The sequence below is a fragment of the Prochlorococcus marinus XMU1404 genome (assembly GCF_017696175.1).
GTDB classification, from domain to species: Bacteria; Cyanobacteriota; Cyanobacteriia; order PCC-6307; family Cyanobiaceae; genus Prochlorococcus_A; species Prochlorococcus_A marinus_X.
This window is the reverse complement of record NZ_JAAORE010000002.1, coordinates 378,984-401,694: the sequence shown is the minus strand read 5'-3', so window position 1 is coordinate 401,694 and position 22,711 is coordinate 378,984. Positions and strand designations below refer to the sequence as shown.

The 22,711-nt window shown below is 32.1% G+C and carries 20 protein-coding genes and 1 tRNA gene; 11 read left to right on the top strand and 10 right to left on the bottom strand.

Features of this window, described 5'->3' with window-relative positions; genetic code table 11:
- Positions 1–30 precede the first annotated feature (30 nt).
- Positions 31–1,689 carry an ABC1 kinase family protein gene (locus HA144_RS05960; protein WP_209043192.1) on the top strand — a complete coding sequence of 553 codons (1,659 nt, stop codon included), beginning with the start codon at positions 31–33 and terminating at the stop codon, positions 1,687–1,689.
- A 112-nt stretch (positions 1,690–1,801) separates the two neighbouring features.
- Positions 1,802–2,296 (top strand): helix-turn-helix domain-containing protein, encoded by a 495-nt coding sequence (locus tag HA144_RS05955; protein WP_209043191.1) that lies wholly within the window; start codon positions 1,802–1,804, stop codon positions 2,294–2,296.
- A 14-nt stretch (positions 2,297–2,310) separates the two neighbouring features.
- Here the strand turns inward: HA144_RS05955 and malQ are convergent, their stop codons facing one another.
- Positions 2,311–3,831: a 4-alpha-glucanotransferase gene (gene malQ / locus HA144_RS05950; RefSeq protein ID WP_209043190.1), complete on the bottom strand. Its 1,521-nt coding sequence runs from the start codon at positions 3,829–3,831 to the stop codon at positions 2,311–2,313.
- A 254-nt stretch (positions 3,832–4,085) separates the two neighbouring features.
- Between malQ and HA144_RS05945 the strand changes: the two genes are divergently transcribed.
- Positions 4,086–5,081, top strand: coding sequence for a ribose-phosphate pyrophosphokinase (locus tag HA144_RS05945; protein WP_209043189.1), 996 nt, complete (start codon positions 4,086–4,088; stop codon positions 5,079–5,081).
- Positions 5,082–5,091: 10 nt separating this feature from the next.
- Here HA144_RS05945 and HA144_RS05940 read toward each other — a convergent pair whose 3' ends face one another.
- Both HA144_RS05940 and HA144_RS05935 read right to left on the bottom strand, forming a co-directional pair.
- On the bottom strand, positions 5,092–5,541 hold the full coding sequence (locus tag HA144_RS05940; protein ID WP_209043188.1) for a Villin headpiece domain-containing protein: 450 nt from the start codon (positions 5,539–5,541) through the stop codon (positions 5,092–5,094).
- 63 nt (positions 5,542–5,604) lie between these two features.
- On the bottom strand, positions 5,605–6,147 hold the full coding sequence (locus HA144_RS05935; RefSeq protein ID WP_209043187.1) for a hypothetical protein: 543 nt from the start codon (positions 6,145–6,147) through the stop codon (positions 5,605–5,607).
- Positions 6,148–6,253: 106 nt separating this feature from the next.
- Between HA144_RS05935 and HA144_RS05930 the strand changes: the two genes are divergently transcribed.
- Complete coding sequence (locus HA144_RS05930; RefSeq protein ID WP_209043186.1) at positions 6,254–7,372, top strand: histidine kinase; 1,119 nt, start codon at positions 6,254–6,256, stop codon at positions 7,370–7,372.
- Positions 7,373–7,414: 42 nt separating this feature from the next.
- Positions 7,415–7,487: transfer RNA gene (locus HA144_RS05925), tRNA-Glu, on the top strand.
- Positions 7,488–7,504: 17 nt separating this feature from the next.
- On the opposite strand, the gene HA144_RS05920 is transcribed toward HA144_RS05925, so the two are convergent.
- Entirely contained in the window at positions 7,505–8,041 is a 537-nt protein-coding gene (locus HA144_RS05920; RefSeq protein ID WP_209043185.1) for an SRPBCC family protein, read from the bottom strand.
- 181 nt (positions 8,042–8,222) lie between these two features.
- On the opposite strand from HA144_RS05920, the gene HA144_RS05915 reads away from it, so the two are divergent.
- The 4 genes from HA144_RS05915 (at position 8,223) to HA144_RS05900 (ending at position 13,656) form a co-directional block, all read left to right on the top strand.
- Positions 8,223–9,335, top strand: a complete 1,113-nt coding sequence (locus tag HA144_RS05915; RefSeq protein ID WP_209043184.1) for an FAD-binding oxidoreductase — start codon at positions 8,223–8,225, stop codon at positions 9,333–9,335.
- Between the two features lie 98 nt (positions 9,336–9,433).
- The gene (gene zwf / locus HA144_RS05910) at positions 9,434–10,957 is read left to right on the top strand and encodes a glucose-6-phosphate dehydrogenase (RefSeq protein WP_209043183.1); all 1,524 of its coding nucleotides are present in this window, start codon (positions 9,434–9,436) and stop codon (positions 10,955–10,957) included.
- Positions 10,958–10,959: 2 nt separating this feature from the next.
- Complete coding sequence (locus tag HA144_RS05905) at positions 10,960–12,261, top strand: glucose-6-phosphate dehydrogenase assembly protein OpcA (RefSeq protein WP_209043182.1); 1,302 nt, start codon at positions 10,960–10,962, stop codon at positions 12,259–12,261.
- Positions 12,262–12,264: 3 nt separating this feature from the next.
- Positions 12,265–13,656, top strand: a complete 1,392-nt coding sequence (locus tag HA144_RS05900) for a cobyrinate a,c-diamide synthase (RefSeq protein WP_209043181.1) — start codon at positions 12,265–12,267, stop codon at positions 13,654–13,656.
- Here HA144_RS05900 and HA144_RS05895 read toward each other — a convergent pair.
- Genes HA144_RS05895 through folD form a run of 3 tightly spaced genes read right to left on the bottom strand, consistent with a single transcriptional unit; the run spans position 13,653 to position 15,981 of the window.
- Positions 13,653–14,132 carry a divergent PAP2 family protein gene (locus tag HA144_RS05895; RefSeq protein WP_209043180.1) on the bottom strand — a complete coding sequence of 160 codons (480 nt, stop codon included), beginning with the start codon at positions 14,130–14,132 and terminating at the stop codon, positions 13,653–13,655. The genes HA144_RS05900 and HA144_RS05895 overlap by 4 nt on opposite strands.
- 13 nt (positions 14,133–14,145) lie before the next feature.
- Positions 14,146–15,048 (bottom strand): geranylgeranyl diphosphate synthase CrtE, encoded by a 903-nt coding sequence (gene crtE / locus HA144_RS05890; RefSeq protein ID WP_209043179.1) that lies wholly within the window; start codon positions 15,046–15,048, stop codon positions 14,146–14,148.
- A 36-nt stretch (positions 15,049–15,084) separates the two neighbouring features.
- Positions 15,085–15,981: a bifunctional methylenetetrahydrofolate dehydrogenase/methenyltetrahydrofolate cyclohydrolase FolD gene (folD, locus tag HA144_RS05885; RefSeq protein ID WP_209043178.1), complete on the bottom strand. Its 897-nt coding sequence runs from the start codon at positions 15,979–15,981 to the stop codon at positions 15,085–15,087.
- 74 nt (positions 15,982–16,055) lie between these two features.
- On the opposite strand from folD, the gene HA144_RS05880 reads away from it, so the two are divergent.
- On the top strand, positions 16,056–17,528 hold the full coding sequence (locus HA144_RS05880; RefSeq protein WP_209043177.1) for an HDIG domain-containing metalloprotein: 1,473 nt from the start codon (positions 16,056–16,058) through the stop codon (positions 17,526–17,528).
- 20 nt (positions 17,529–17,548) lie between these two features.
- Here the strand turns inward: HA144_RS05880 and HA144_RS05875 are convergent, their stop codons facing one another.
- Together HA144_RS05875 and HA144_RS05870 are read right to left on the bottom strand one after the other, a co-directional pair.
- Positions 17,549–17,941 (bottom strand): hypothetical protein, encoded by a 393-nt coding sequence (locus tag HA144_RS05875; protein ID WP_209043176.1) that lies wholly within the window; start codon positions 17,939–17,941, stop codon positions 17,549–17,551.
- A 101-nt stretch (positions 17,942–18,042) separates the two neighbouring features.
- Positions 18,043–19,683: a 2-isopropylmalate synthase gene (locus tag HA144_RS05870; RefSeq protein WP_209043175.1), complete on the bottom strand. Its 1,641-nt coding sequence runs from the start codon at positions 19,681–19,683 to the stop codon at positions 18,043–18,045.
- A gap of 226 nt (positions 19,684–19,909) precedes the next feature.
- On the opposite strand from HA144_RS05870, the gene HA144_RS05865 reads away from it, so the two are divergent.
- Positions 19,910–21,493, top strand: coding sequence for a glycoside hydrolase family 57 protein (locus tag HA144_RS05865; RefSeq protein ID WP_209043174.1), 1,584 nt, complete (start codon positions 19,910–19,912; stop codon positions 21,491–21,493).
- Between the two features lie 5 nt (positions 21,494–21,498).
- On the opposite strand, the gene crtL is transcribed toward HA144_RS05865, so the two are convergent.
- Entirely contained in the window at positions 21,499–22,710 is a 1,212-nt protein-coding gene (gene crtL, locus HA144_RS05860; protein ID WP_209043173.1) for a lycopene beta cyclase, read from the bottom strand.
- Position 22,711: the final 1 nt, after the last annotated feature.

Here is a 22,711-nt window from a genome sequence, read left to right as displayed (position 1 = left end):
AGAACCCTTCTTCGATATTTTTTAACTTTAATGACAAGGTCTTATTCGCAATACTCAGCAAAAGGTGACTTAATCTGGTTGATTTTGAGACCATGGATTTTTATCCCAAGAGTTTTATATATCCTTTTAACTTTTGTTTTTCTTTTTTTAAGAATACTTTTTCAAGGTAACAGTAAAAATAAAAATGTACAAAAAAATCTCTCAAAATATCTTTTTGATGTAATAACAGATTTAGGACCTTGTTTTATAAAATTAGGTCAGGCTCTTTCAACTAGACCGGATCTTCTTAGACAAGATTGGCTGACAGAACTTACCAACTTACAGGATAATCTTCCAGCATTTGATCACAAAATTGCTTTGAAAATTATTGAAGAGGAACTTGGAGCACCACCTAATGAATTATTTGATGAGTTTCCTGAGAGTCCTATTGCCTCAGCAAGCTTAGGTCAGGTTTACAAAACAAAAACAAAAAATAATACTTATGTAGCTGTAAAAGTTCAAAGACCAAATTTGTACTTTCTTATAAGAAGAGATGTTGTAATATTGAGGTTTTTAACAACTTTTTTGTCGCCATTTCTACCATTAAATATTGGTGTTGGAATTGGAGAAATAATAGATGAATTCGGCAAGGCACTTTTTGATGAAATTGACTATGAAAAAGAGGGTGAAAATGCTTTAAAGTTTGCAAATTTATTCAAAGATAACCCAAATGTGTTTATCCCTAAATTAGAAAAACAGTTTTCATCAAAGAGAATTATTACAACCTCTTGGATTGATGGAGTCAAGTTAAGAGACAGAGTTTTATTGGAGGAAAATAACTTAGTACCTTCATCTTTTATAAAAACTTGTGTGATCAGTGGTCTTCAGCAATTATTTGAATATGGATATTTTCATGCTGACCCACACCCTGGGAATATGTTTGCACTTAAAGGTGGAAATGCAGATTATGGAAATTTAGCTTATGTAGATTTCGGAATGATGGATACAATTACAAATTCGGATAGACTCACTCTCATTAAGGCTATTGTTCACATAATAAATGATGAATATTATCTGCTCGCAAAAGATTTTCAGAAATTAGGTTTTTTAACTAAAGAACAAGATCTTCAAAAACTTGTTGAACCATTAAAAGAAGTTTTAGGTGGATCTTTTGGAGCTGAAGTCGGAAATTTTAATCTTAAAAATGTAACTGATAAATTTTCAAAACTTATGTACTCATATCCATTTAGAGTGCCTAGTAGGTTTGCACTAATAATAAGAGCAGTTGTTAGTCAAGAGGGTTTAGCACTAAGACTAGATCCTGAATTTAAAATTTTAAAAATTGCATATCCTTATATAGCTAAAAAATTACTTACTGATAATTCTGAGGAGATTCTAGAAATTCTTTTAGAAGTTGTTTTTGATAAAAAAGGTCGAATTCAAATAGAAAAGGTAAAAAGTTTATTAAATATATTATTTAAAGATTCTGAAAATATTAATTCAGACCTCATCCCGGTCGCAAATGCTGGATTAAAGTTAATTGTCAGTAATAAAGGATCAGAAGTTCGGAAGAATCTTCTATTAAGCCTTATAAAAGATGACAAATTTGAATTAACTGATGCAAAAAAACTTTTAAGTTTAATTAGAGATACATTTAGCCCTTTGAATATTGCAAAAAGTGCAGTTCAAAAAATTATTTCTCCAGTTTAGTTTTTATTCGCTTCCAATAAATTTACTTATAAATTTAAAAGGATTAAAATTAAATATATTACTTACTTTTGAAAGTGATTAGTCAAATAATTAATGAAATTGGAGATATGGAATGAATATTATTAAAAATCTTTTTTTATTTAAAAAACAATCTGTTATTGATAACGAAGTAAATCATGCATTAGTTGATCAGTATGGAGAAATCGCAAGATTAGTAAAAGAAGCAAGAATTCAAAAAAATATAACAATTCAAGAATTGTCAAATATTTCAAAAATTCCTGAACAAACGATAATTTCTATTGAAAACAATAAAAAAAATATTAGACCAAAGTATCCATTTATAAGATCAATATTAATCAAATTAGAGGAATGCTTAGGATTAAAAAAAAATACATTAGAAAAATTAGCAATTAGAGAAAGAGAAACTTCTAAGAAAGAAAACAATGATTTTATTCTCAACAAATTTGATATTATAAATACTTGGCAGGGAAGCCTTTTGTATTTTTTTATATTAATTCTAACTGTGTTTATATTGAAGAGATATTTTATTTTGAATGTAAATGTTATAGAGATTCAAAATATTGAAAACAAAATCATTGATAAATAAACTTCAAAAAGTCCCTATCTCTTAGTCCTCCCCAAACTATTTCCAAGATCACTAAATCTCTTTATGTTGTCTTCTATTTCTACAAGGGGTCTATTTAACTTCCATTTCCAGTTATTTTTTGTAGTCCCTGGAATGTTTAATCTACTTGAGTCATCTAGAGACAAAATATCTTGGATTGGAGCGATAAAGAGATTGGCCTTTGTATCCATGCCAATTTTTATTAAACTCCATGAAGGATTTTCGGAGAATTTATATTCATCTTTTATTCGTTGTTTGACGTTATTTTCTAAACATTCCCACCATGTGATACTAGTAGAGTTGTCATGGGTACCTGTATAAACAACCCAATTTTCTCCTTCAATATTGTTAGGTAAATATGGGTTATCTTCGTTTCCATCAAAAGCGAACTGTAATATTTTCATTCCTGGAAGTTCAAAATTCTTCCTTAATTTTTCTACGTCAGGTGTTATTACTCCTAGATCCTCCGCGATTATTGGTAGGAAGTCAGTCCCTAAATCAATTTTTAGTTTATTTAATAGTGTTCTTCCTGGGGAGTTTATCCATCTACCCGAAATTGCTGTTTTAGAATTGCCATTAACTCTCCAGTATCCAGCTAAACCTCTGAAATGATCTAATCTCAACAAGTCCACAAGTTCAAATTGCCTCTTAAATCTTTTTCTCCACCAATCGAAATTAGTACTCTTATGTTTAGACCAAAAGTAAGTTGGAGTTCCCCATAATTGTCCTGTTGAAGAAAAGTAATCAGGAGGTACACCACTTTGAAAGATTAAATCTCCATTTTTAAAAATTGAAAAAAGTGATTTATTACTCCATACATCTGCGCTATCCCTAGAAACATAAAAGGGCAGATCTCCAATTAACTTGACATTATATGATTTTGCAAATTTCTTGATAGCACTCCATTGCTCATCTAAATGCCACTGTATTAATTTTTTAATAAGTACCTTTTCACTTTTTGTATTAATCCATGATTTTAGAAATTCTTTATTTTTTATTTTAAATTCTTTAGGCCATTGCCACCAAGGCAACATATTAAATTCCTCCCTAATAACAATAAATGTTGCATAATCTTCAACCCAAGAATTCTTTCTAATCCATTTATGAAAATCTATTTTTCTCTCTTCAGATTGTGACCCCCAGCCTTTTAAAAGGAGTTGACCTAATTTGTTTGTTAATTCATCAGCAAGATCAAAATCAAAATGATTCTCATTCTGATTTGTCTTTCCTAATTCTTCTACATTAGAAATGAAGATAAAACCTTTATCGATTAAATAATCTATATCGAGAAACCATGGGTTTAATGCAAAACTTGAAGGTGAACTATATGGAGAGCCTGTAGAGTCGGTTGGTGTAAGAGGTAAAAATTGCCAGTATTCGATCCCATGCTTATGAAGCTTTTTTATCCATTCTTTAGCTCCTCTACCAAAAGTGCCACATAATCTACCTCCTGGTATACATGAAGGATGCATAAGTACGCCTAATGATTTATTTGGAAGAACTTTTTGAAGAGACATGTTTAAATTATATTTTGAATCTTTACAATTAAATTGTTTTTAATTCTCCAAATCTAAACATATACAAATTTTTATTAATTGACAAATAATAATTTTATTGTTTTTTAGACGAATTTAAAAAAAATTCTGATGTTCATTGACTAAATTTGACGTTTTGTTTAAAAGATGTGAATTTTGAAAAGATCTAGTCATTATCTTTTGCGAAATTCACATAAACGACTACGATAAGGATATAGTTTTATAGTGCTAATTTCGTGACAAGTTTTATCACGGCAGTGCAGAATAAAGAATCGAACTTAAATCTTACTAATAGTAGATTAAGGCTGGTAAGCGGAACAACGAATCCTAAATTAGCTGAAGAAATTGCATCATACTTAGGGATTGAAAATGTACCTTTAATATCTAAGAGATTTGCTGATGGAGAACTTTATGTTCAAATTCAGCAATCTATAAGAGGCTGCGATGTATTCTTAATACAGCCTACATGCGCTCCAGTAAACGATAGTTTAATGGAGCTGATGATTATGGTTGATGCTTGTAAGAGGGCATCTGCTAGGCAAATAACGGCCGTGATCCCTTATTTTGGATATGCAAGGGCAGATAGAAAGACTTCAGGGAGAGAGTCCATAACTGCAAAACTTACTGCTAATTTGCTAGAAAAATCTGGGGTCGATAGAGTACTTGCTATGGATTTGCATTCAGCTCAAATACAAGGTTATTTTGACATTCCATGCGATCATATTTATGGCTCACCGGTTTTGATTGACTATTTAGAAACTTTAAATTTAAAGGAAGTTGTTGTTGTCTCTCCTGATGTTGGGGGAGTTGCTAGAGCAAGAGCATTTGCTAAACAAATGAAAGATGCCCCTTTAGCAATAATTGATAAAAGAAGAGCAGCTCATAATGTCGCTGAAAGTTTAACTGTAATTGGAGAAGTTAAAGGTAAGACAGCTATTCTAATAGACGATATGATTGATACTGGAGGTACAATTTGTTCTGGAGCGAATCTATTAAAACAAGAAGGTGCTAAAAGAATATTTGCTTGCGCTTCACATGCTGTATTTTCTCCGCCATCTTATGAAAGATTAAGTACTAAAGATTTATTTGAGCAAGTAATAGTTACTAACAGTATACCCGTTATAATTAAAGATAGTTTTCCTCAGTTAAAGGTTCTATCAGTTGCAAATATGTTAGGTGAAGCTATTTGGAGAATTCATGAAGAGAGTTCAGTCAGCTCAATGTTTAGATAATTATCTGAAATCATCTCTTTTTATTTGTTTGTTTTTTTAATTTCTTGAGAGTTTCTTGAAAACTTTTCTTAACATCATTAGGTATTTGTTTAGGACAAATTTTTATTGCGCTGTTAAGAATCTCAATCTCCCCGATATAAAGTACTTTTTCCGGAGTTAATTTTTCTTTGCCGGCTTCTTGAATTAAATTACCATGCTTTGAGAAAATAACTTCTGCGAATGTATATGTTGAAACTGCAAGAGCTTTGTTGAAGTCAAAATCTATTTTGTCATTAATAGATTTGCAGAGATAAGACGCACCCATTTGTTTATACAAGAAGACATCTTGCTGAGAAGCTTGAGGTTTTGTATTTGCATGTAATCTTTTGTTGAAAATATTTATTTCACAGATGGCTAGGTAAAAAAGTAAAGAAATATTTAATAAATTTAAGAACTTTTTTGATTGAAAAATAGTGTCCATAAACATATAAATCTAATAATTAAGATAACACTTTTATTTTTACTTTATAATTTACAAGAATTCTTACTTAATAATTTTAATTTCATGATGATTCTCTACTATTTTAAGCTTATTTTTGTTCCATGAATATATTACCCGAAATCTATAATTGTCCAAATCTACAAGTCTTGTATGTTCAATAATATGCCAATCTTTATAAGAAGATTCAAAAATCATTTCATGTTCATCGACTTGCCTAATATTTGAAATCCCTTCATCATTACTTAAATAAAAATTTTCCCTCATAAGTTGGTGTCCTCTTAAGAATGCATGCATTTCTCCTCGTTCTTTATATTGTGGATTTTCCAAGAAAAATTCATAATTTTTTTCTGGGTACCATGTGAATTTGTAGTGTGACTCCCACTCGGACCTATTCTCGAGAGCTTGAATATTTATATTCATGCATAAATTATAAGTTTTTTGTGTTTCATCAAGAAAATAAGTTCTATTAGATTTCCACGAACCAATATTTCTCGAAAACCATCTTTTTAAATTGCTATTTAAACAAATTTCTGGAGAATTATTTTCTCCAAAATTTGGATTTTTATTTTGATTAATAACAACCATATATAAATAAGTCTTATTTATTTCATAGCTTATTAGTAGAATAAAAAATAATATCTTAATGTGTTCATAAGGATTAACAGCTTTTCAACACTTCAGGGCAAATCATTTGAATGATAAAAAAGAGTTAAAACTGATACTGGTGGCAGCTAGAAATCAACTTTCTAGTAGTGATATCAAGTCGGTGATAGCTTATTTAGAGTCAGATGATTGTAAATTTCAGATATCTCTTCAGATTTCTGAGCCCACTGAACAGCCGGAATTACTGGAATTACATAGATTAGTCGCAATTCCTGCTCTAATAAAGGTTTGCCCATCTCCAAAGCAAATATTTGCAGGAAGTAATATTTTCTCTCAGCTGCAGAAATGGTTACCAAGATGGACACAGGAAGGTTTAACAAAAAATCTAGGCATTAACTTGCAACCATCCAAAATCGATTCAATAAGAACTCAAAAAGAATTTCTTCTAGAAGACGAACTTCTTGTTTTAAGACAAGAGAATGAAACCCTAACAAAAAGAATAGAATCTCAAGAAAGATTATTAAGAATGGTCGCGCATGAATTAAGAACTCCATTGACTGCAGCTACTCTGGCTGTTCAAAGTCAAAAACTTGGCCAAATAGATATTTCAAAATTGCAAGAAGTGATAAAAAGACGATTAGAAGAGATTGAACTCTTATCTCAAGACCTTTTAGAAGTTGGAACAACAAAGTGGGAAGCTCTATTCAATCCTCAGAAAATCGATTTAGGCAATATTAGTGCTGAAGTGATACTCGAACTAGAAAAATTCTGGAGATTAAGGAATATTCAGATTGATACTGATATCCCATCTGATTTGCCAAGTGTATTTGCAGATCAAAGAAGAATGAGGCAAGTGTTTTTAAATTTAATTGAAAATGCTGTTAAATTTTCTGAAGACTCTGGATCTATAAAAATTACAATGATACACAAAACTAATCAATGGGTAGAAATAACAATTTGTGACAAAGGCGCTGGTATCCCTTTAAGTGAACAAAAAAGAATTTTTCTTGATAGAGTTAGGCTCCCACAGACTTCTGAAGGAACTTCAGGATTTGGGATAGGGTTATCTGTTTGCAGGAGAATAGTGCAAGTACATGGAGGAAGAATATGGGTTGTATCTGAAATAGGCGAAGGTTCATGCTTCCATTTCACCGTCCCTGTGTGGCAAGGACAAAACAAAGAGCAACAATACTTGACGAAAGGCTAGTCTTACTCTTAATTTTTAATTAAGCTGTTATGCTAAATTCCTGGCCCCATCGTCTAGAGGCCTAGGACACCTCCCTTTCACGGAGGCGACAGGGGTTCGAATCCCCTTGGGGCTATCGATTAAAAATTTAAACTAATTTATTGAGATTTTTGCTTGTCTATCGACAGCTATTAAATTTTCTGAAAGATCTTTTTTTAGCCTCTTCTCTATCATGCCTATAGGCATCCACTGAAAACCTTGAACAGTTAGATCGTAAATTAATGAATTTTTTGAAGTATCTTTAATATTCTGAATTTTCCAACTTCCTTCAAATTTTCTGAAATCACCTTTAATCAAATTGAATTTTAAAAGGCCAAGCTCTTTATCTTCAAATAAATCAATAGTTACTTCAGCTGAAAATTTCATCCCAAGAAAATCCTGAGCCCCAACTTGTTTAAGGTGAACATTATTGTTCTTTTGATATATTTTTTTGCTTGAAAGTAAATTTGGTATGTAAAGATTTAGTCGATCATAGTCTGTTAAAACATTCCACAAAGAGTCCAAACTTGCGGAAGTTGTAAGTTGAGCTGCAAGTCTTCTTGTCCCGCCTGAAAGCTTTTCCATCGTTTGCTCAATTGTCCTGTAATCATTGCTTTTAGAATGATCAACTGATTCTTGAGGATTATTCATAAATGAATTTTTTAACTAGATAAAAAATTATTTCTGTGTAACTATACAGATAAAAACAGCAAATACTGAAAAATAAAAATAATTTCATTAAATTATTCCGATCTCAAAACGTAACCATTTTTATAAAATCACTACAAATTAAACTACAAATTGATAATCTTTTATAAAAGAAATCTTAAAAATGTATTCACAAGCAAAAGTAATCGCAGGCGGATTAGCTCATATACCAGTAGTAATAGCTGTTTTTTATTTTATACTCACGACTTTTAATAAAAGAGCCTTAAAATTTGTTGAAGAAAATAAAACAAAAAAACTTGACTCAAAAGGAGTGGAACCTAAAAAAGTCTCTGTATTGAAAACAGAAGCTCCAAAAACAGAAGCTCCAAAATTAGTGAAGAAAAAACATGCAGACGTTCCAGTAAATATTTACAGGCCTAAAACACCATATGAAGGTACAGTAATTGAAAATTATAGTCTTCTTAAAGAGGGAGCAATTGGTAGAGTAAACCACATAACTTTCGATCTCAAAGATAGTGATCCATTCTTAAATTATGTTGAAGGTCAAAGTATAGGTATAATGCCTGCTGGGGAAGATGCGAATGGGAAACCTCATAAGTTAAGACTTTATTCAATAGCAAGTACTAGACATGGGGATAATTTTAATGGAAACACTGTTTCCCTTTGTGTTAGACAGCTTCAGTACGAAAAAGATGGAGAAACTATAAATGGCGTTTGCTCCACTTATTTATGCGATATTAAGCCAGGAGATAAAGTAAAAATTACAGGTCCTGTAGGTAAAGAGATGCTCCTCCCAGATGAAGAGGATGCGAATATCGTAATGTTGGCTACTGGAACTGGAATAGCACCTATGAGAGCTTATTTAAGAAGAATGTTTGAGGCAACCGAAAAAGAAAAAAACAACTGGAATTTTAAAGGTAAAGCTTGGTTATTTATGGGTGCTCCAAAATCAGCTAATTTGTTATACGAGGAAGATCTTCAGAGATATTTAACTGATTATCCAGATAATTTTAAATACACTAAGGCTATTAGTCGTGAGCAGCAAAATACAAAAGGAGGAAGAATGTACATTCAAGATAGAGTTTTAGAATCAGCAAACGAGCTTTTTAACATGATTGAAGATGATAAGACACATATTTATCTTTGTGGATTAAAGGGTATGGAGCCTGGAATAGATGAAGCTATGACAAAGGCTGCAGAAGAAAAAGGCTTGAACTGGTCAGAATTAAGACCACAACTAAAGAAAGCAGGAAGATGGCACGTAGAAACCTACTAAATCTTTGATATATAATTTTCAAGATACTTTTTGGTTTAGACACAATATGTAGCTAATCTTCGAAAAAAATAGGATTTTAAAAATAGAATATTAAAAGTATGCCTTCAATTTTAAGTAATCCTCTTAGATTAGGTTTACGGCAGGAAAGAGTCATAACCCCACAATGCTTAGTAATCTTTGGAGCTAGTGGAGACCTTACTCATAGAAAATTAATACCAGCCTTATTTGAACTCTATTTGCAAAGGAGAATTCCTAGTGAATTTGGAATAGTTGGTTGTGCGAGAAGACCTTGGACTGATAATGAATTTAGAGAAAAGATGAAAGTAAAGCTCTCCAAGCAAATATCTGGGAAAGAAAAGGAATGGGAACAATTTTCTAATTATCTTTTCTATGAACCAGTCGATTTACAACAAAGTGATCATGTTATAAGGCTTTCTAAAAGATTAAATGAAATTGATAAAACACAAGCTACTCATGGAAATAGAACATTTTATTTATCAGTATCTCCGAATTTCTATGCAAGTGGATGTAAAGCTCTAAAAGCAGCTGGCCTTTTAGATGACCCTAAGAAAAGTCGTTTAGTGATTGAAAAACCTTTTGGAAGAGATTATTCAAGTGCAAAAAAATTGAATAAGATCGTTCAAAATTGTGCTGAAGAAAGTCAGATTTATAGGATTGATCATTATTTAGGTAAAGAGACAGTTCAAAACATTCTTGTTTTGAGGTTTGCTAACACTATTTTTGAACCAATCTGGAACAGGAATTATATATCAAGTGTTCAAATCACATCATCTGAAACAGTAGGTGTTGAAGATAGAGCAGGTTATTACGAAAGCTCTGGTGCTTTAAGAGATATGCTTCAAAATCATATGACACAAATGCTTGCTGTTACTGCTATGGAACCTCCAGGGAAATTTGAACCAGAAGCAATAAGAAATGAAAAAGCTAAGGTTCTTCAAGCTTCAAAACTTGCTGACGAAAATGAACCTTGGAATTGTTGCATAAGAGGTCAATATGGAGAAGGAGGAAATATCTCAAATCGACTCAAAGGATATAGGCAGGAAGATGGTGTTAATTGTAATAGCACAACAGAAACTTATATCGCGACAAAAGTTTTCGTTGATAACTGGCGTTGGCAAGGGGTTCCTTTTTATTTGAGAACAGGGAAAAGACTCCCTAAAAGACTTGGAGAAATAGTCTTGACTTTTAAAGACGTTCCTGTACATTTATTTGAATCAACAATAATAAATCCTGCTCCAAATCAACTTATCCTTAGAATTCAGCCAAATGAAGGTGCTACGTTCAAATTTGAGGTAAAATCTCCTGGTTCTGGAATGAAATCTAGACCTGTTGAGATGGAATTTTCTTATGATGAATCATTTGGAGAACCCTCAGATGAAGGCTATGTAAGATTATTGGCTGATGCAATGCTTTCTGATCCAACCTTATTTACTAGAAGTGATGAAGTAGAGGCAGCCTGGAAACTTTATACGCCATTAATAGAATTGATGGATAATTCTCCCTGGAAGTTGCCTATTTATAATTATGAATCAATGACGTGGGGACCTCCTGAATCTGATCAATTACTTTCAAAAGATAATATTTTCTGGCGCAGACCTTAAGAATGAAACCTCAACTAACACTCCAAACCCCATTAGAGCTACCTTATCAGGAAATTTCTAATTACCTTAATAAATTATGGATTTCAGAAGATAAAGATAATACTGGAGCTAATACTTTTACATTAATAGTCTGGCAGCCTGCTTGGTTAGAACAATGTTTGGTTCAAAAAGGATTAGTAAATGGACCAATTACTGGAAATTTAAGTCCAGAGATAATTGAAGTTGCTAAAAAATTTATATTAGATCAAGGACTTCCTATTACTACTTCTCTTAATAGTGAAGAATTACTAAATTTGTTGAAGGAAAATTTATCTAATAAAGACTTTGAAGACTTTAGAGGACAATTTTTTGAATCATCAATAAGTATATTGAACCCAAGAAGATTAATAACTTTAGCGCCAACGTTAAATAAAAATTCAGATATCAAAACTTTTGTTTCCGCTTACTGTCCATTAAGTGATACTCCAGCTATGCAACCTATATGTGGGGATTTAGTTGTTGTTAGGGGTGACTCAGCCTCAATATCTCATAAAGGATTAAAAATAATTGATGAATTATCTATTGATGAATTACCTTCTTGGTTGTGGTGGAATGGAAGCTTGGATGAATCACCTGAAATTTTCGAATATTTTACTAATTATGGTCTAAGGTTAATAATTGATACTGCTCTTGGATCTCCTAAAAGATGTTTAAAAGTTTTAGATCAATTAAATAATTCAAATAAAGCTATAAATGATTTGAATTGGGTTAGGTTGAAAAATTGGAGGGAATCATTGGCAATGATTTTTGATCCGCCTTCGAGGAGACCAATTTTAGATCATATTACTGATATTGATATTGATATAGCAGGAGATCATATTATTCAAGCTTTGTTTTTGATCTCATGGATTAGCGATAAACTTGGTTGGTCTTTTCTAAGAGTTGAAAGTGATAAAGAATCAACAAAAATAGAATTTGAAAGAATTAATGGCGAAATAATTTCTGCCTCAATTAATCCCTTATCTTTGGGGAATCCAAGTATTCATCTAGGACAAGTTATTGGATTGAGGTTGATTTCAAAAATTAGTGAGGTTCAAAAAAATAACACTTGTGTAATACTAGGCTGTGAATCAGTGGAATGTATGAGACTTGAAGCAGGGGGAATGGCTAATATGGAATTAATAGAACAAGTTGTTCCAAATTCTTTTTCCTCATCAGAGTATGACGTTAGTAAATTATTGGGAAGTAGTAGAGGTGATACAAGTCCTCTTTTTGAAAATTCTATTAAAATAGCCCTTCAAATATTTAATGGTTTTAATAACTAATAAATGCCTTGTGTAATTTCTTCTCCTTCAACTGATAGTGGGAAAACTACATTATCACTTTTGATATCTTGTTGGGCGTTCTCAAAAGGTATAAAGATACAAACTTTCAAGGTTGGCCCAGATTATCTTGATCAACAACAACTTAGTTCAATTGGCCAACCTATTTGTAGGAATTTAGATATTTTTTTAAGTGGTGAGGAATGGGTGCAAGAAATTTTTTTTAAACATTCTTTTAAATATGAATTCTCATTAATTGAAGGAGCAATGGGCCTATTTGATGGATTAGGGTCAACAACCTACTCAAGCACAGCAAATATCTCAAAACTTCTTAGTGCCCCAGTAATTTTTATTGTTAATGCTAGAGGTCAAGTAGCTTCTCTTTTGGCGACTGTTCGAGGTTTTAGAGATTTCGATAGTAAGTTGTCAATAGCAGGAATTATATTTAATAACGTTAATTCAGATAGACATAAAAAATTAATCGAAGAAGTTTTTAAAAATGAAAATATCGAAATTTTTGGTTTTTTACCATCTGACTCAAAAATAACTTTAAAAAAAGCTAGTTTGGGTTTGATATCTCCATTGGATAATGGTAAAGAAATTGATGTTGAATATTTTGCAGATTTTGCCGAAAGAAATCTTGATGTATTTTCTCTTATTAAATTCCTGAAATCTCCTCAAAAGAGAAAATATAATTCTGTCAGTTTTGAAGATATTAAAATAGACAAAATTAAACCCATCGCAATTGCAGAGGATAAAATCTTTCATTTTCAATACCCTGAAACTAAGGAGTTTTTGAGTGAAATAGGAATTCCATTGATTTCATGGAGTATTTATGATGATGAAGAAATACCTAATGAGGCATCTTCTTTAATTATTCCTGGGGGTTTCCCTGAAAAATATGCTAATCATATAAGTAACTCTAAAAAAAGTTTAAATTCGTTAAGGAAATTCCGCAAAAATGGATTTATTTATGCAGAGTGCGGAGGGATGATGATCTTAGGAGACTTTATAAAAGATGAAAATGGTAATAATCATAAAATGAGTGGGATCCTGCCTTTCAGATCAAAAAAAAGTAAACTTTCAGTAGGTTATAGATACATTGAGGGTTTAAAAGATACTCCGATCATCAAACAAAATCAATTAACTAGAGGACATGAATTTCATTATTGGGAAATTGAAAATAATTTATCTGAACTTGATTTAATAAAAGCTGAGCATGGTAAGAAACTTTCTTGTCCATGGAAAATTAAATCTTGGAATACTGAATACAAAAATGAAGGTTTTTTTGATGAAAAATTACATGCAAGTTGGATTCACTTACATTTGCCAAGTTCTCCAGAAGTTGCAAAAAACTTTATAGATGCCACTCAAATAACTATTTCAAAGGATTCTTAATTTATTATCAAATTAATTATTTTGGTAGGAGAACCTAAAAAAAACATTCCAGGCAAAGTAATTAACGGTCCTAAAAAACTCCCCACCATGACCTCAATTTTTGAATGGCCAAGGGTTTCTTTTAAAAGTAATTCAGATTGGGGGTTTAGTTTTTTTGATAGTTTATTGATTTCAGCAGCTTGAATTCCAGCTGATTTTCGCACACCACTAGCGTCATACATAACTATTAGTGCAACAGCGACTGATAATGCGAATATTGAGCTATCAAATCCTAATTCATAACCTATACCAGATGAAGCACCAGTTATTAAGGCGGAATGACTTGAAGGCATACCACCCGTCTCGAACATAATTCCGAATCTTATCTCTCCTGTTGAAAAGAAATTGAATAAAATTTTAAAAAATTGAGCTAGTAAGCAGGATAATAAGCTCCAGAAAAGAACTGAATTATTAAAAAAGGCAAAAAACTCTGACATAAATTAAAACTATTTATCTGTCTCTATTTGTAATAAAGTCGGCTAATGATATTAAGTATTTTGCATCTGTTCCCCAAGGTTCAATGGCTTTTTTTGCTTTTTCAACTAAATCAAATGCTCTTTTCTTTGACTCCTCCATTCCAAGCAATTTAGGGTAAGTAGTTTTGTCAGCTAAAAGATCTTTGCCAGCTGTTTTACCAAGCTTTTCACTACTGGAAGTTAAATCAAGAATATCATCTATTATTTGGAAGGCTAAACCAATTCCCTCTGCATATGTTGTTAGAGCTTGTAATATTTTTTCATTAGCGCCTGCGATCATAGCGCCCGTTCTTACGCAGGCCTTTAATAAAGCTCCTGTCTTATGAAGATGTATATATTCAAGAGTTTCAAGGTCAACTTCTTTACCTTCGCATTCTAAATCAACAACTTGTCCCCCGACTAGGCCTGGTGCACCTGCAACAAGGGATAATTCACCAACTACACTTAATAATCTAGTTGGATCGACTCCAGGGCTTCTTAAGGAGACCATTTCAAATGCCCTTGTTAATAAAGCATCGCCCGCAAGAATAGCTATTGCATCTCCATATACTTTATGATTCGTTGGTCTGCCTCTCCTCAGGTCATCATTATCCATGGCGGGCAGATCATCATGAATCAAGGACATTGTATGTATCATTTCTATCGCTACTGCAGTAGGAACAGCTAGAGATGGTTCTCCTCCGGCCAGTGAACAAGATGCTAAACATAAAATTGGACGTATCCTTTTCCCTCCGGCTAAGAGGGAATATCTCATTGATTCTCTTAAAATTTCTGGATTCTCAGGGCCCAAAGAAAAATCAAGTGCTTCTTCTACAACCTTTTTTGTGTTTTTAAGATATTCTTCAAAATCAGAAATACTATTTATGACTTCAATCATTTTATGACTTTAGTAAAATTTTTTTCATCTTGGAGTTTATGGCAAAAGGTCATTAAGATTTGATGATAAACCAAATTGTTTTTGCCAGCTAAAAATAGTATTTACAAGTAACATTGTTACTGTCATTGGTCCAACACCTCCAGGTACAGGTGTGTAAGCAAATACTTTAGAAATGATATCTTCTAATAATACATCTCCACATAATCTGGATTGATTTTTATCCGAACTTTTTAATCTATGTATTCCAACATCAATAATTACTGCTCCTTCTTTCACAAAACTCGAATCTACAAGATTGGGTTTTCCTGCAGCCGCAATTAGTATGTCAGCTTCTTTACAGACTTTATTCAAATTTAATGTTTTTGAATGAGTCATTGTTACCGTGCCATTCAGATTTAACAACATAAGCGATAGGGGTTTCCCAACAAGTAAACTTCTTCCGATAACAACAATTTTCTTTCCTTCAATTGTAATATTTTGGGATCTTAATAAATTAATAATTCCTGCGGGTGTACATGATCTCATTGCAGGCTCATTTTTTACTAATTTGCCGATGTTTATCTCATTCAATCCATCTACATCTTTGCTTGGATTAATTTGACTTATCAGTTTTTGCTCATCAAATTTCTTTGGGATGGGAAGTTGTAGCAACATTCCATCAATATCCTTATCTGAATTAAGTTTGATTATTAATTGTTCAACTTCTTTTTGCTCTACAGCATCTTTTAGATGAAAGATAAAGCTTTTTATTCCAATCCTTGAACATGCTTTTTCTTTGTTCTTAACGTAAACACCGCTCGCAGGGTCTTCGCCTATTCTTATTACAGCTAAACCGGGAGCTCTTTGTGCAATTTTTTTATTACTAGAGATATAATCTTTTAATCTTTCTTCAATTTTAAGAGATAATTTTTTACCGTCTAATTTTAATGACATTTAGAAAAAGATCTCCTTTTTACACCTAGCATGCCTATAATTTTAAATTATTCAAATAGATTTATTTATATTCTGTGCAAAACATAACAACCACCCTGAAAAAAATGTTTTATCTGTGGAGGAGGAGTCAAGTTCCACTAAAAGAACCAATTAAAGTTTCAAGAATAGATAATCTCATAATTTTTTTAGTATGCATTTTAATTTCTATAATTTCTTCTTATAAACTTCTTCTTATCTCGCCTTTAAATATCACAGATATTTTTTCTTGGCTTTGGACCTTTACTGAAATACTTATTAGTTCCGGAATTTTGATATTAGTTTCAAAAAAGGAGAATCCCACAATCTCTTCAAGACAGATCATCTTGATCATTACTCTTCTTTTAGCAGTACAAACTGCGAAATTAGTCTTAGCTTCTACCATAAGTCCATTATCTATGATAATTCCTCCTGCGTTAATAATATCTCAAGGAATGGGAAGCATAACAGCTTTAGCTTGGGTATCAATAGCAAGCCTTAGTTGGCCAGACCCAGCAGTTACTATAAATAATAATTTATTTTTTATTTTGTTAATTTGCGCTTCAGTAGTATCTCTTCTTGGAGGAAGAATAAGAAGTAGAGCTCAATTACTTCAACTATCTATTTTTGTCCCCATAGGATCATTATTGAGTCAATGGGTATTAATAGGTAAAGATAAAATTTATTTTTTTAATAAGCAAGATTTTGTTTTAGCTAACCGGGACATATTTTCTGATTCCTTACTATTGGCAATAGTAATGCTTTTTACTATTTTATTTATTCCTATTTTTGAATCGATCTTTGGATTATTAACTAAAGCAAGATTACTCGAATTGGCTGATAAGGAGAAACCTCTTATAAGAAGATTGTCTCTTGAAGCTCCCGGTACTTTTGAACATACTCTACTTATATGTGGCTTAGCAGAGGAAGCAACAAGAATGATTGGAGGTGATATTGATCTAATTAAAACTGGAGCGCTATATCATGATGTTGGTAAGTTACATGCCCCTAATTGGTTTATAGAGAATCAGGATGGTTCAAAAAATCCACATGATGAAATAGATGATCCTATTAGAAGTGCAGAAGTTTTACAAGCGCATGTTGATGAAGGATTAAACTATGCAAGAAAAAATAGACTACCTAAACCAATAGCAAATTTTATCCCAGAACATCAAGGCACTCTAAAAATGGGATATTTTTTTCATAAAGCTAAAGAAAAAAATCTCAATATTAATGAAAATGATTTTAGATATAAAGGACCTGTTCCTCAGTCAAAAGAAACAGCTATTTTAATGCTTGCTGATGGATGTGAAGCAGCACTAAGAGCTATGAATATTAATGCATCAGATAAAGAAGCTTTAGAAATAATATCTAAAATTATCTACTCACGTCAAAAAGATGGTCAATTAGACGATAGTAATTTGTCGAAAGGTGAAATTTTTTTAATAAGAAGAGCGTTTTTAAATGTATGGAAAAGAATTAGACATAGAAGAATTCAGTATCCAACAAGCAAGAACAATACTTTTTCTTGATTTTCTTTTAGGTTGTTTGGTTATAGCCTAATACTTCTTCGATGTTTTGGATTACACCAATAAAAAAGAGCTAACGTGCTTAATATAGTTGTTAAAAGAGTAAACCCACCAATTCCAAAAATGTCTTTAAGGGTTATGAGTCTTACCACTGAATAAGGACCTGTTCCTGAAATTACCATTGATAGTGATACTAAAGTTAATGTTACTCCCCATTTTCTCTCTGCTAAAAGAGCTGCTGATGAAACTATTCCAACGATCGCAGCAGGCCATCCAAGACTTATGGCAAGAGTTATATTCGCAACTTTTAGTGGAGGTCCATAACTAATTATTAATGCGATTATTGGAAGTGCAGTTATATTGCTGATTAACCCAACCCATGAAAGTACCCAATATCCTAATAACCTTTCTCTCATTATTTACTGCTTTAACTATTAGATTAATCTACAATATTAAGAGACTATTTTTAATGCTACTTAATATTCCTAAGAAATAATTTATATTCTTAAGAAATAACTTAATTGGTGTAATTAGATAGAAATGTTTTATTCGGGTTTTCTAGATTATCAAATTGCGGGTGAATTGAATTTTTTTTCTCGGAAAATACAAGCCTATTTAAAGCATTAACGTAAGCATTCGCTGCAGCAACTACAACATCCGTATCAGCAGAGTGACCAGAATATATTTTATTATCCCTTCTAATTCTTATTGTTACTTCGCCCAAAGCATCAATTCCTTCTGTTACTGATTTAACAGAAAATTCGATTAATTCGTTAGGAACTTTTGCTAATTTATTTAAAGCCTCGCATACAGCATCAACGGGTCCAGTCCCTATTGATACGGCAGTATCCTCAGTATTATCTTCTGTGTTTAGAAGCGTAATGGTGGCAGTAGGTTTAGATGCGTTACCGCAACTTACTTGTACAAGACTTAATTGAAATTTGGCTTCTGGGAGCTGTACTTGTTCACTAACAATTGCTTCTAAGTCTCTATCAGTGATTTCTCTTTTCCTGTCAGCTAAATCCTTAAAACGAGCAAAAGCATCGTTTAAATCTTCTCGACTCAAATCATATCCCATCTCTTCTAATCTTGCTCTTACTGCACTTCTTCCGCTAAGTTTTCCCAAAGATATTTTGTTGTCACTCAATCCAACAGTTTTTGCATCGATAATTTCATAAGTTAGCCTATTTTTTAAAACCCCATCCTGATGAATGCCTGACTCATGTGCAAAGGCGTTTGCTCCCACAATTGCTTTATTAGGTTGTACAGTCATTCCAGTAAGGTTGGAAACAAGTCTGGAGGTTTTTGTTATTTCTTCTGTTCTTATAGCAGTAAGTGGAGTTGGTGAATCTGGATTTCTTTTGAAAAAACTATTAAAAAAACTTTTCCTAACGTGCAGTGCCATTACTAATTCTTCAAGAGAGGCATTCCCGGCTCTTTCACCTATTCCATTAATAGTACATTCTAGTTGCCTTGCTCCATTTTTTAATGCCTCTAGAAAATTGGCTACCGCTAAACCTAAATCATTATGACCATGAACCGAAATTACTGCCTCATCAACATTTGGGACATTTTTATTTATATCGGCAATTAATTTGCCAAATTCACTAGGAGTTGTGAATCCAACAGTATCAGGAATATTTATTGTTGTAGCTCCTGCAGAAATTGCAAGTTGAATTACTTCGTATAAAAAATCAGGATCACTCCTCGAAGCATCTTCACAAGAAAATTCAATATCGTCTACCAATGATTTTGCATAATTAACCATTTCTGGAACTATTTGAAGAACATCTTTTCTGGATTTTTTAAGTTTATGTTTAAGATGAATATCACTTGTGGCAATAAAAGTATGTATTCTTTTCTTGGGAGCTGGACTTACTGCTTCGTAACATGCTTTTATATCTCCTTTAGACGCTCTAGCTAAACCACAAATTATAGGGCCATTTTCTTTCCCTACGGCATTGGCAATTTTATTAACGGCTTTAAAATCACCTGGACTTGCGAAAGGGAATCCAGCCTCAATAACATCAACTCCTAATCTTGCTAATTGATGGGCGATAGCAAGTTTTTCTTCAAGATTTAAACTGGCACCAGGAGATTGCTCTCCATCTCGAAGAGTTGTATCAAATATCAAAATTCTTCCGGGATCTTTTGACATAAGATGGAGTAATTTAAACTTATTTTAAGCTAATTAAAAAAATTTGACTAGATTTTGTTCAATAAAAATTTGATGCAAGTTTATAACTTAACAATATTGGTTAAAATTCTGAAAAAAAAATAAAATTTTTTAATTATTAAAGTATTCTTTTAGGATTAAAGCTTCCTTTTTATAGAAGGTTAATTTTGATTTTTTATAGAATTAAAGGCATAAACTATAACAAAGTATGAATGGGCAATACCCCAAAAAAAATGTTTTAGGTCAGTTAGCGATAGTTTTACATGCTCATCTCCCTTATGTCAGAAAAAATGAAAAAAACTCCTTAGAAGAGGATTGGTTATTTCAGGCGATTTTGGAATGTTATATACCACTACTTCAATCAATAGAATCTTCCAAAAATGAAAATCCTGACAATACAAAACTTACTATTAGTTTGTCTCCAACGTTACTATCACTTCTAAATAATAAACAAATTCAAGAAACTTTCCCAAGCTGGATTGAAACAAGGAATGATTTCTTAAACGAATTGCCACTAGAAGAAAAAAATGCCTCTGCATTTTTAATGAAGAATCTTAATGAAAAATACTTATATTGGCAAAATTGTTCTGGAAATTTAATTGAGAAGTTTAGGGTTTTAAATAACTCTGGAAATTTGGATATTATTACTTGTGCGGCTACTCACGGATATTTGCCAATTCTAAGGGAGAATCCTGAAACTATTAAAGGACAAATTAATACAGCTATTAGAAGCCATGAAAATATTTTTGGAACAAAGCCTTTAGGTATTTGGTTACCTGAATGCGCATATTATGAAAATTTAGATGAAATACTATTTAATTCTGGAATTAGATATACAATCTTAGATGGTCATGGGATTCTTAATTCCAGACCAAGGCCTAGGTATGGTGTATATGCACCAATATGCTCAAAAAAAGGAGTTGCATTTTTTGGAAGAGATAGTGAGTCAACCTTACCCGTTTGGTCAGCTAAGGATGGATTCCCGGGCAATAAAGTCTATAGGGAATTTCACAAAGATTTGGGGTGGGAATTACCTGTCTCTAAGCTCCAAAAGAAAGGCATTTCAACACAAAGACCCTTGGGTTTAAAGTTTCATAAGATTACAGATGAAAGCGCACCATTAGGGAAAAAGAAGTTTTATTTAGAAAATGAAGCCAAAAATAAGTCTGCAGAACATGCTGATACTTATCTTTTAGCGAGATCCAAACAATTAGAAAAATTAACTTTATCCTCTTCCTTTAAGCCTTTATTGGTAGCTCCATTTGATGCAGAGTTATTTGGTCATTGGTGGTATGAGGGACCTTTTTTTATTGAAAATATTTTAAAGAAATCAAGTAAATATTCAATTAAACTTACAAATTTAAAAGAATTCTTAATGCAGAAGCCAAATATTCAGATTTGTGACCCTTCGCCGTCAAGCTGGGGACAAGGTGGTTACCATAATTATTGGATTAACGATGCAAATGCATGGATCGTTCCAGAAATCACAAAAGCAGGCTCAACATTTGTTCAATTATGCTCGAAAAATTTTAATAATGATTTATCTTCAAGACTCTTAAAGCAAGCTGCAAGAGAACTACTTCTTTCTGAATCCTCAGATTGGAGTTTTATTCTAAGAGCTGGGACCACAACTGAACTTGCAAAAGAGAGGATAGAGAGACACTTATTCAGGTTCTGGAAATTGGTTGAAATGATTAAAAATCATTCCATTATTAATTTAAAACTTCTTGAAGATATTGAGAAAGAAGATAATGTTTTCCCAGATATTAATATTGATGATTGGCAAAAATAAAAATACTAATTTAACTTAAGCATTCCTAGTTTTACTTTTAAAGGTGAATTTATAAACATCTTACTCATCACGTAAATCAGTTTTGGAAGTGGAAGTGTATTAGTAAGAAAACCTACCCATTCATTGGTCGATAATCTAAAGAAATTTGAAAAAAAGCTTCTTAATTTACTTTCGTCAAAACTCATTAATCGTCTTAGACCATATTGGTAAAGTTTGTGCCTTTGTATTAATTCGTAAGGCCATAGGATATCCCAACCTTTTGTCGCTAGCTCTATAGAACTTAAATTAGTGTCTTTTAAGAAGATTGCTAATTTTTCTGCAAGGAGTGGAGCCCTCCTTAATAAAGATCCGATCATATATCCTGATGCAGGATGAACCATACTTGCGGCCCCTCCGAAACCAAGTACAAATTGTTTTTTAAATGGCAGGGGTAAATTCATAGGAAAAAGGCAATTCTCTTCATGAAAAATTTCACTTACCTTAATACTCTTACTATTGAGTCTTTTAAAAAGTCTTTTTTTAAGATTTTCTTGCGATAATGCAGGATAACTAGCTAGTGAGGTTTCTTCAACAAAAAAAGTTTCATTTCCAAGATCCATTGCATAAAGAAAGGATGGAGATGCTAATTTTTCTTCATTATTTAAATGATTTGAACGAAAATCCATTAAAACAAATTGTTCTTTATTAACAGGTGGGGATGTAAATTTACCGACGATTCCGTAAGCAGCTTGTTGAGCAATTTCATTTTGATTTGGTCTTTTTACGAAATTAGTTTTATGGCCACTTGCGTCAATAACTAACCTTGCTTTTATTCTTAAACCTGAAAAACAAATTACCTCAGATAGTTTATTTTTTTCTTTAATATCTTTTGCTGTTTCATTCAACCATTCAATCCCTTTACATTTTTTTAAAAGTTCATTTTGAAAGGCTTCTTGATTTATTAAACCATAATCGTAGTTGTGTTTTGTTGGAGTATCACCTTTTTTATTTTCACCATTACCAAAAAAACTAACTGTTTTACACCATCGGTGAGATAACAAAGACTCTAATCCTAATTCCTCTAATTCAGATGCCCATATACCGTATGTATTCTCCCATTTTTCATTTGGAGATTTAGTTGATATTCCCTTAATTTTAAGATCCTGCTTGGCTAATTCTGAAGCTAAACATAATGCTGCAGGACCGGAACCTAAAATTAAAATATCAAGTATTTCCATA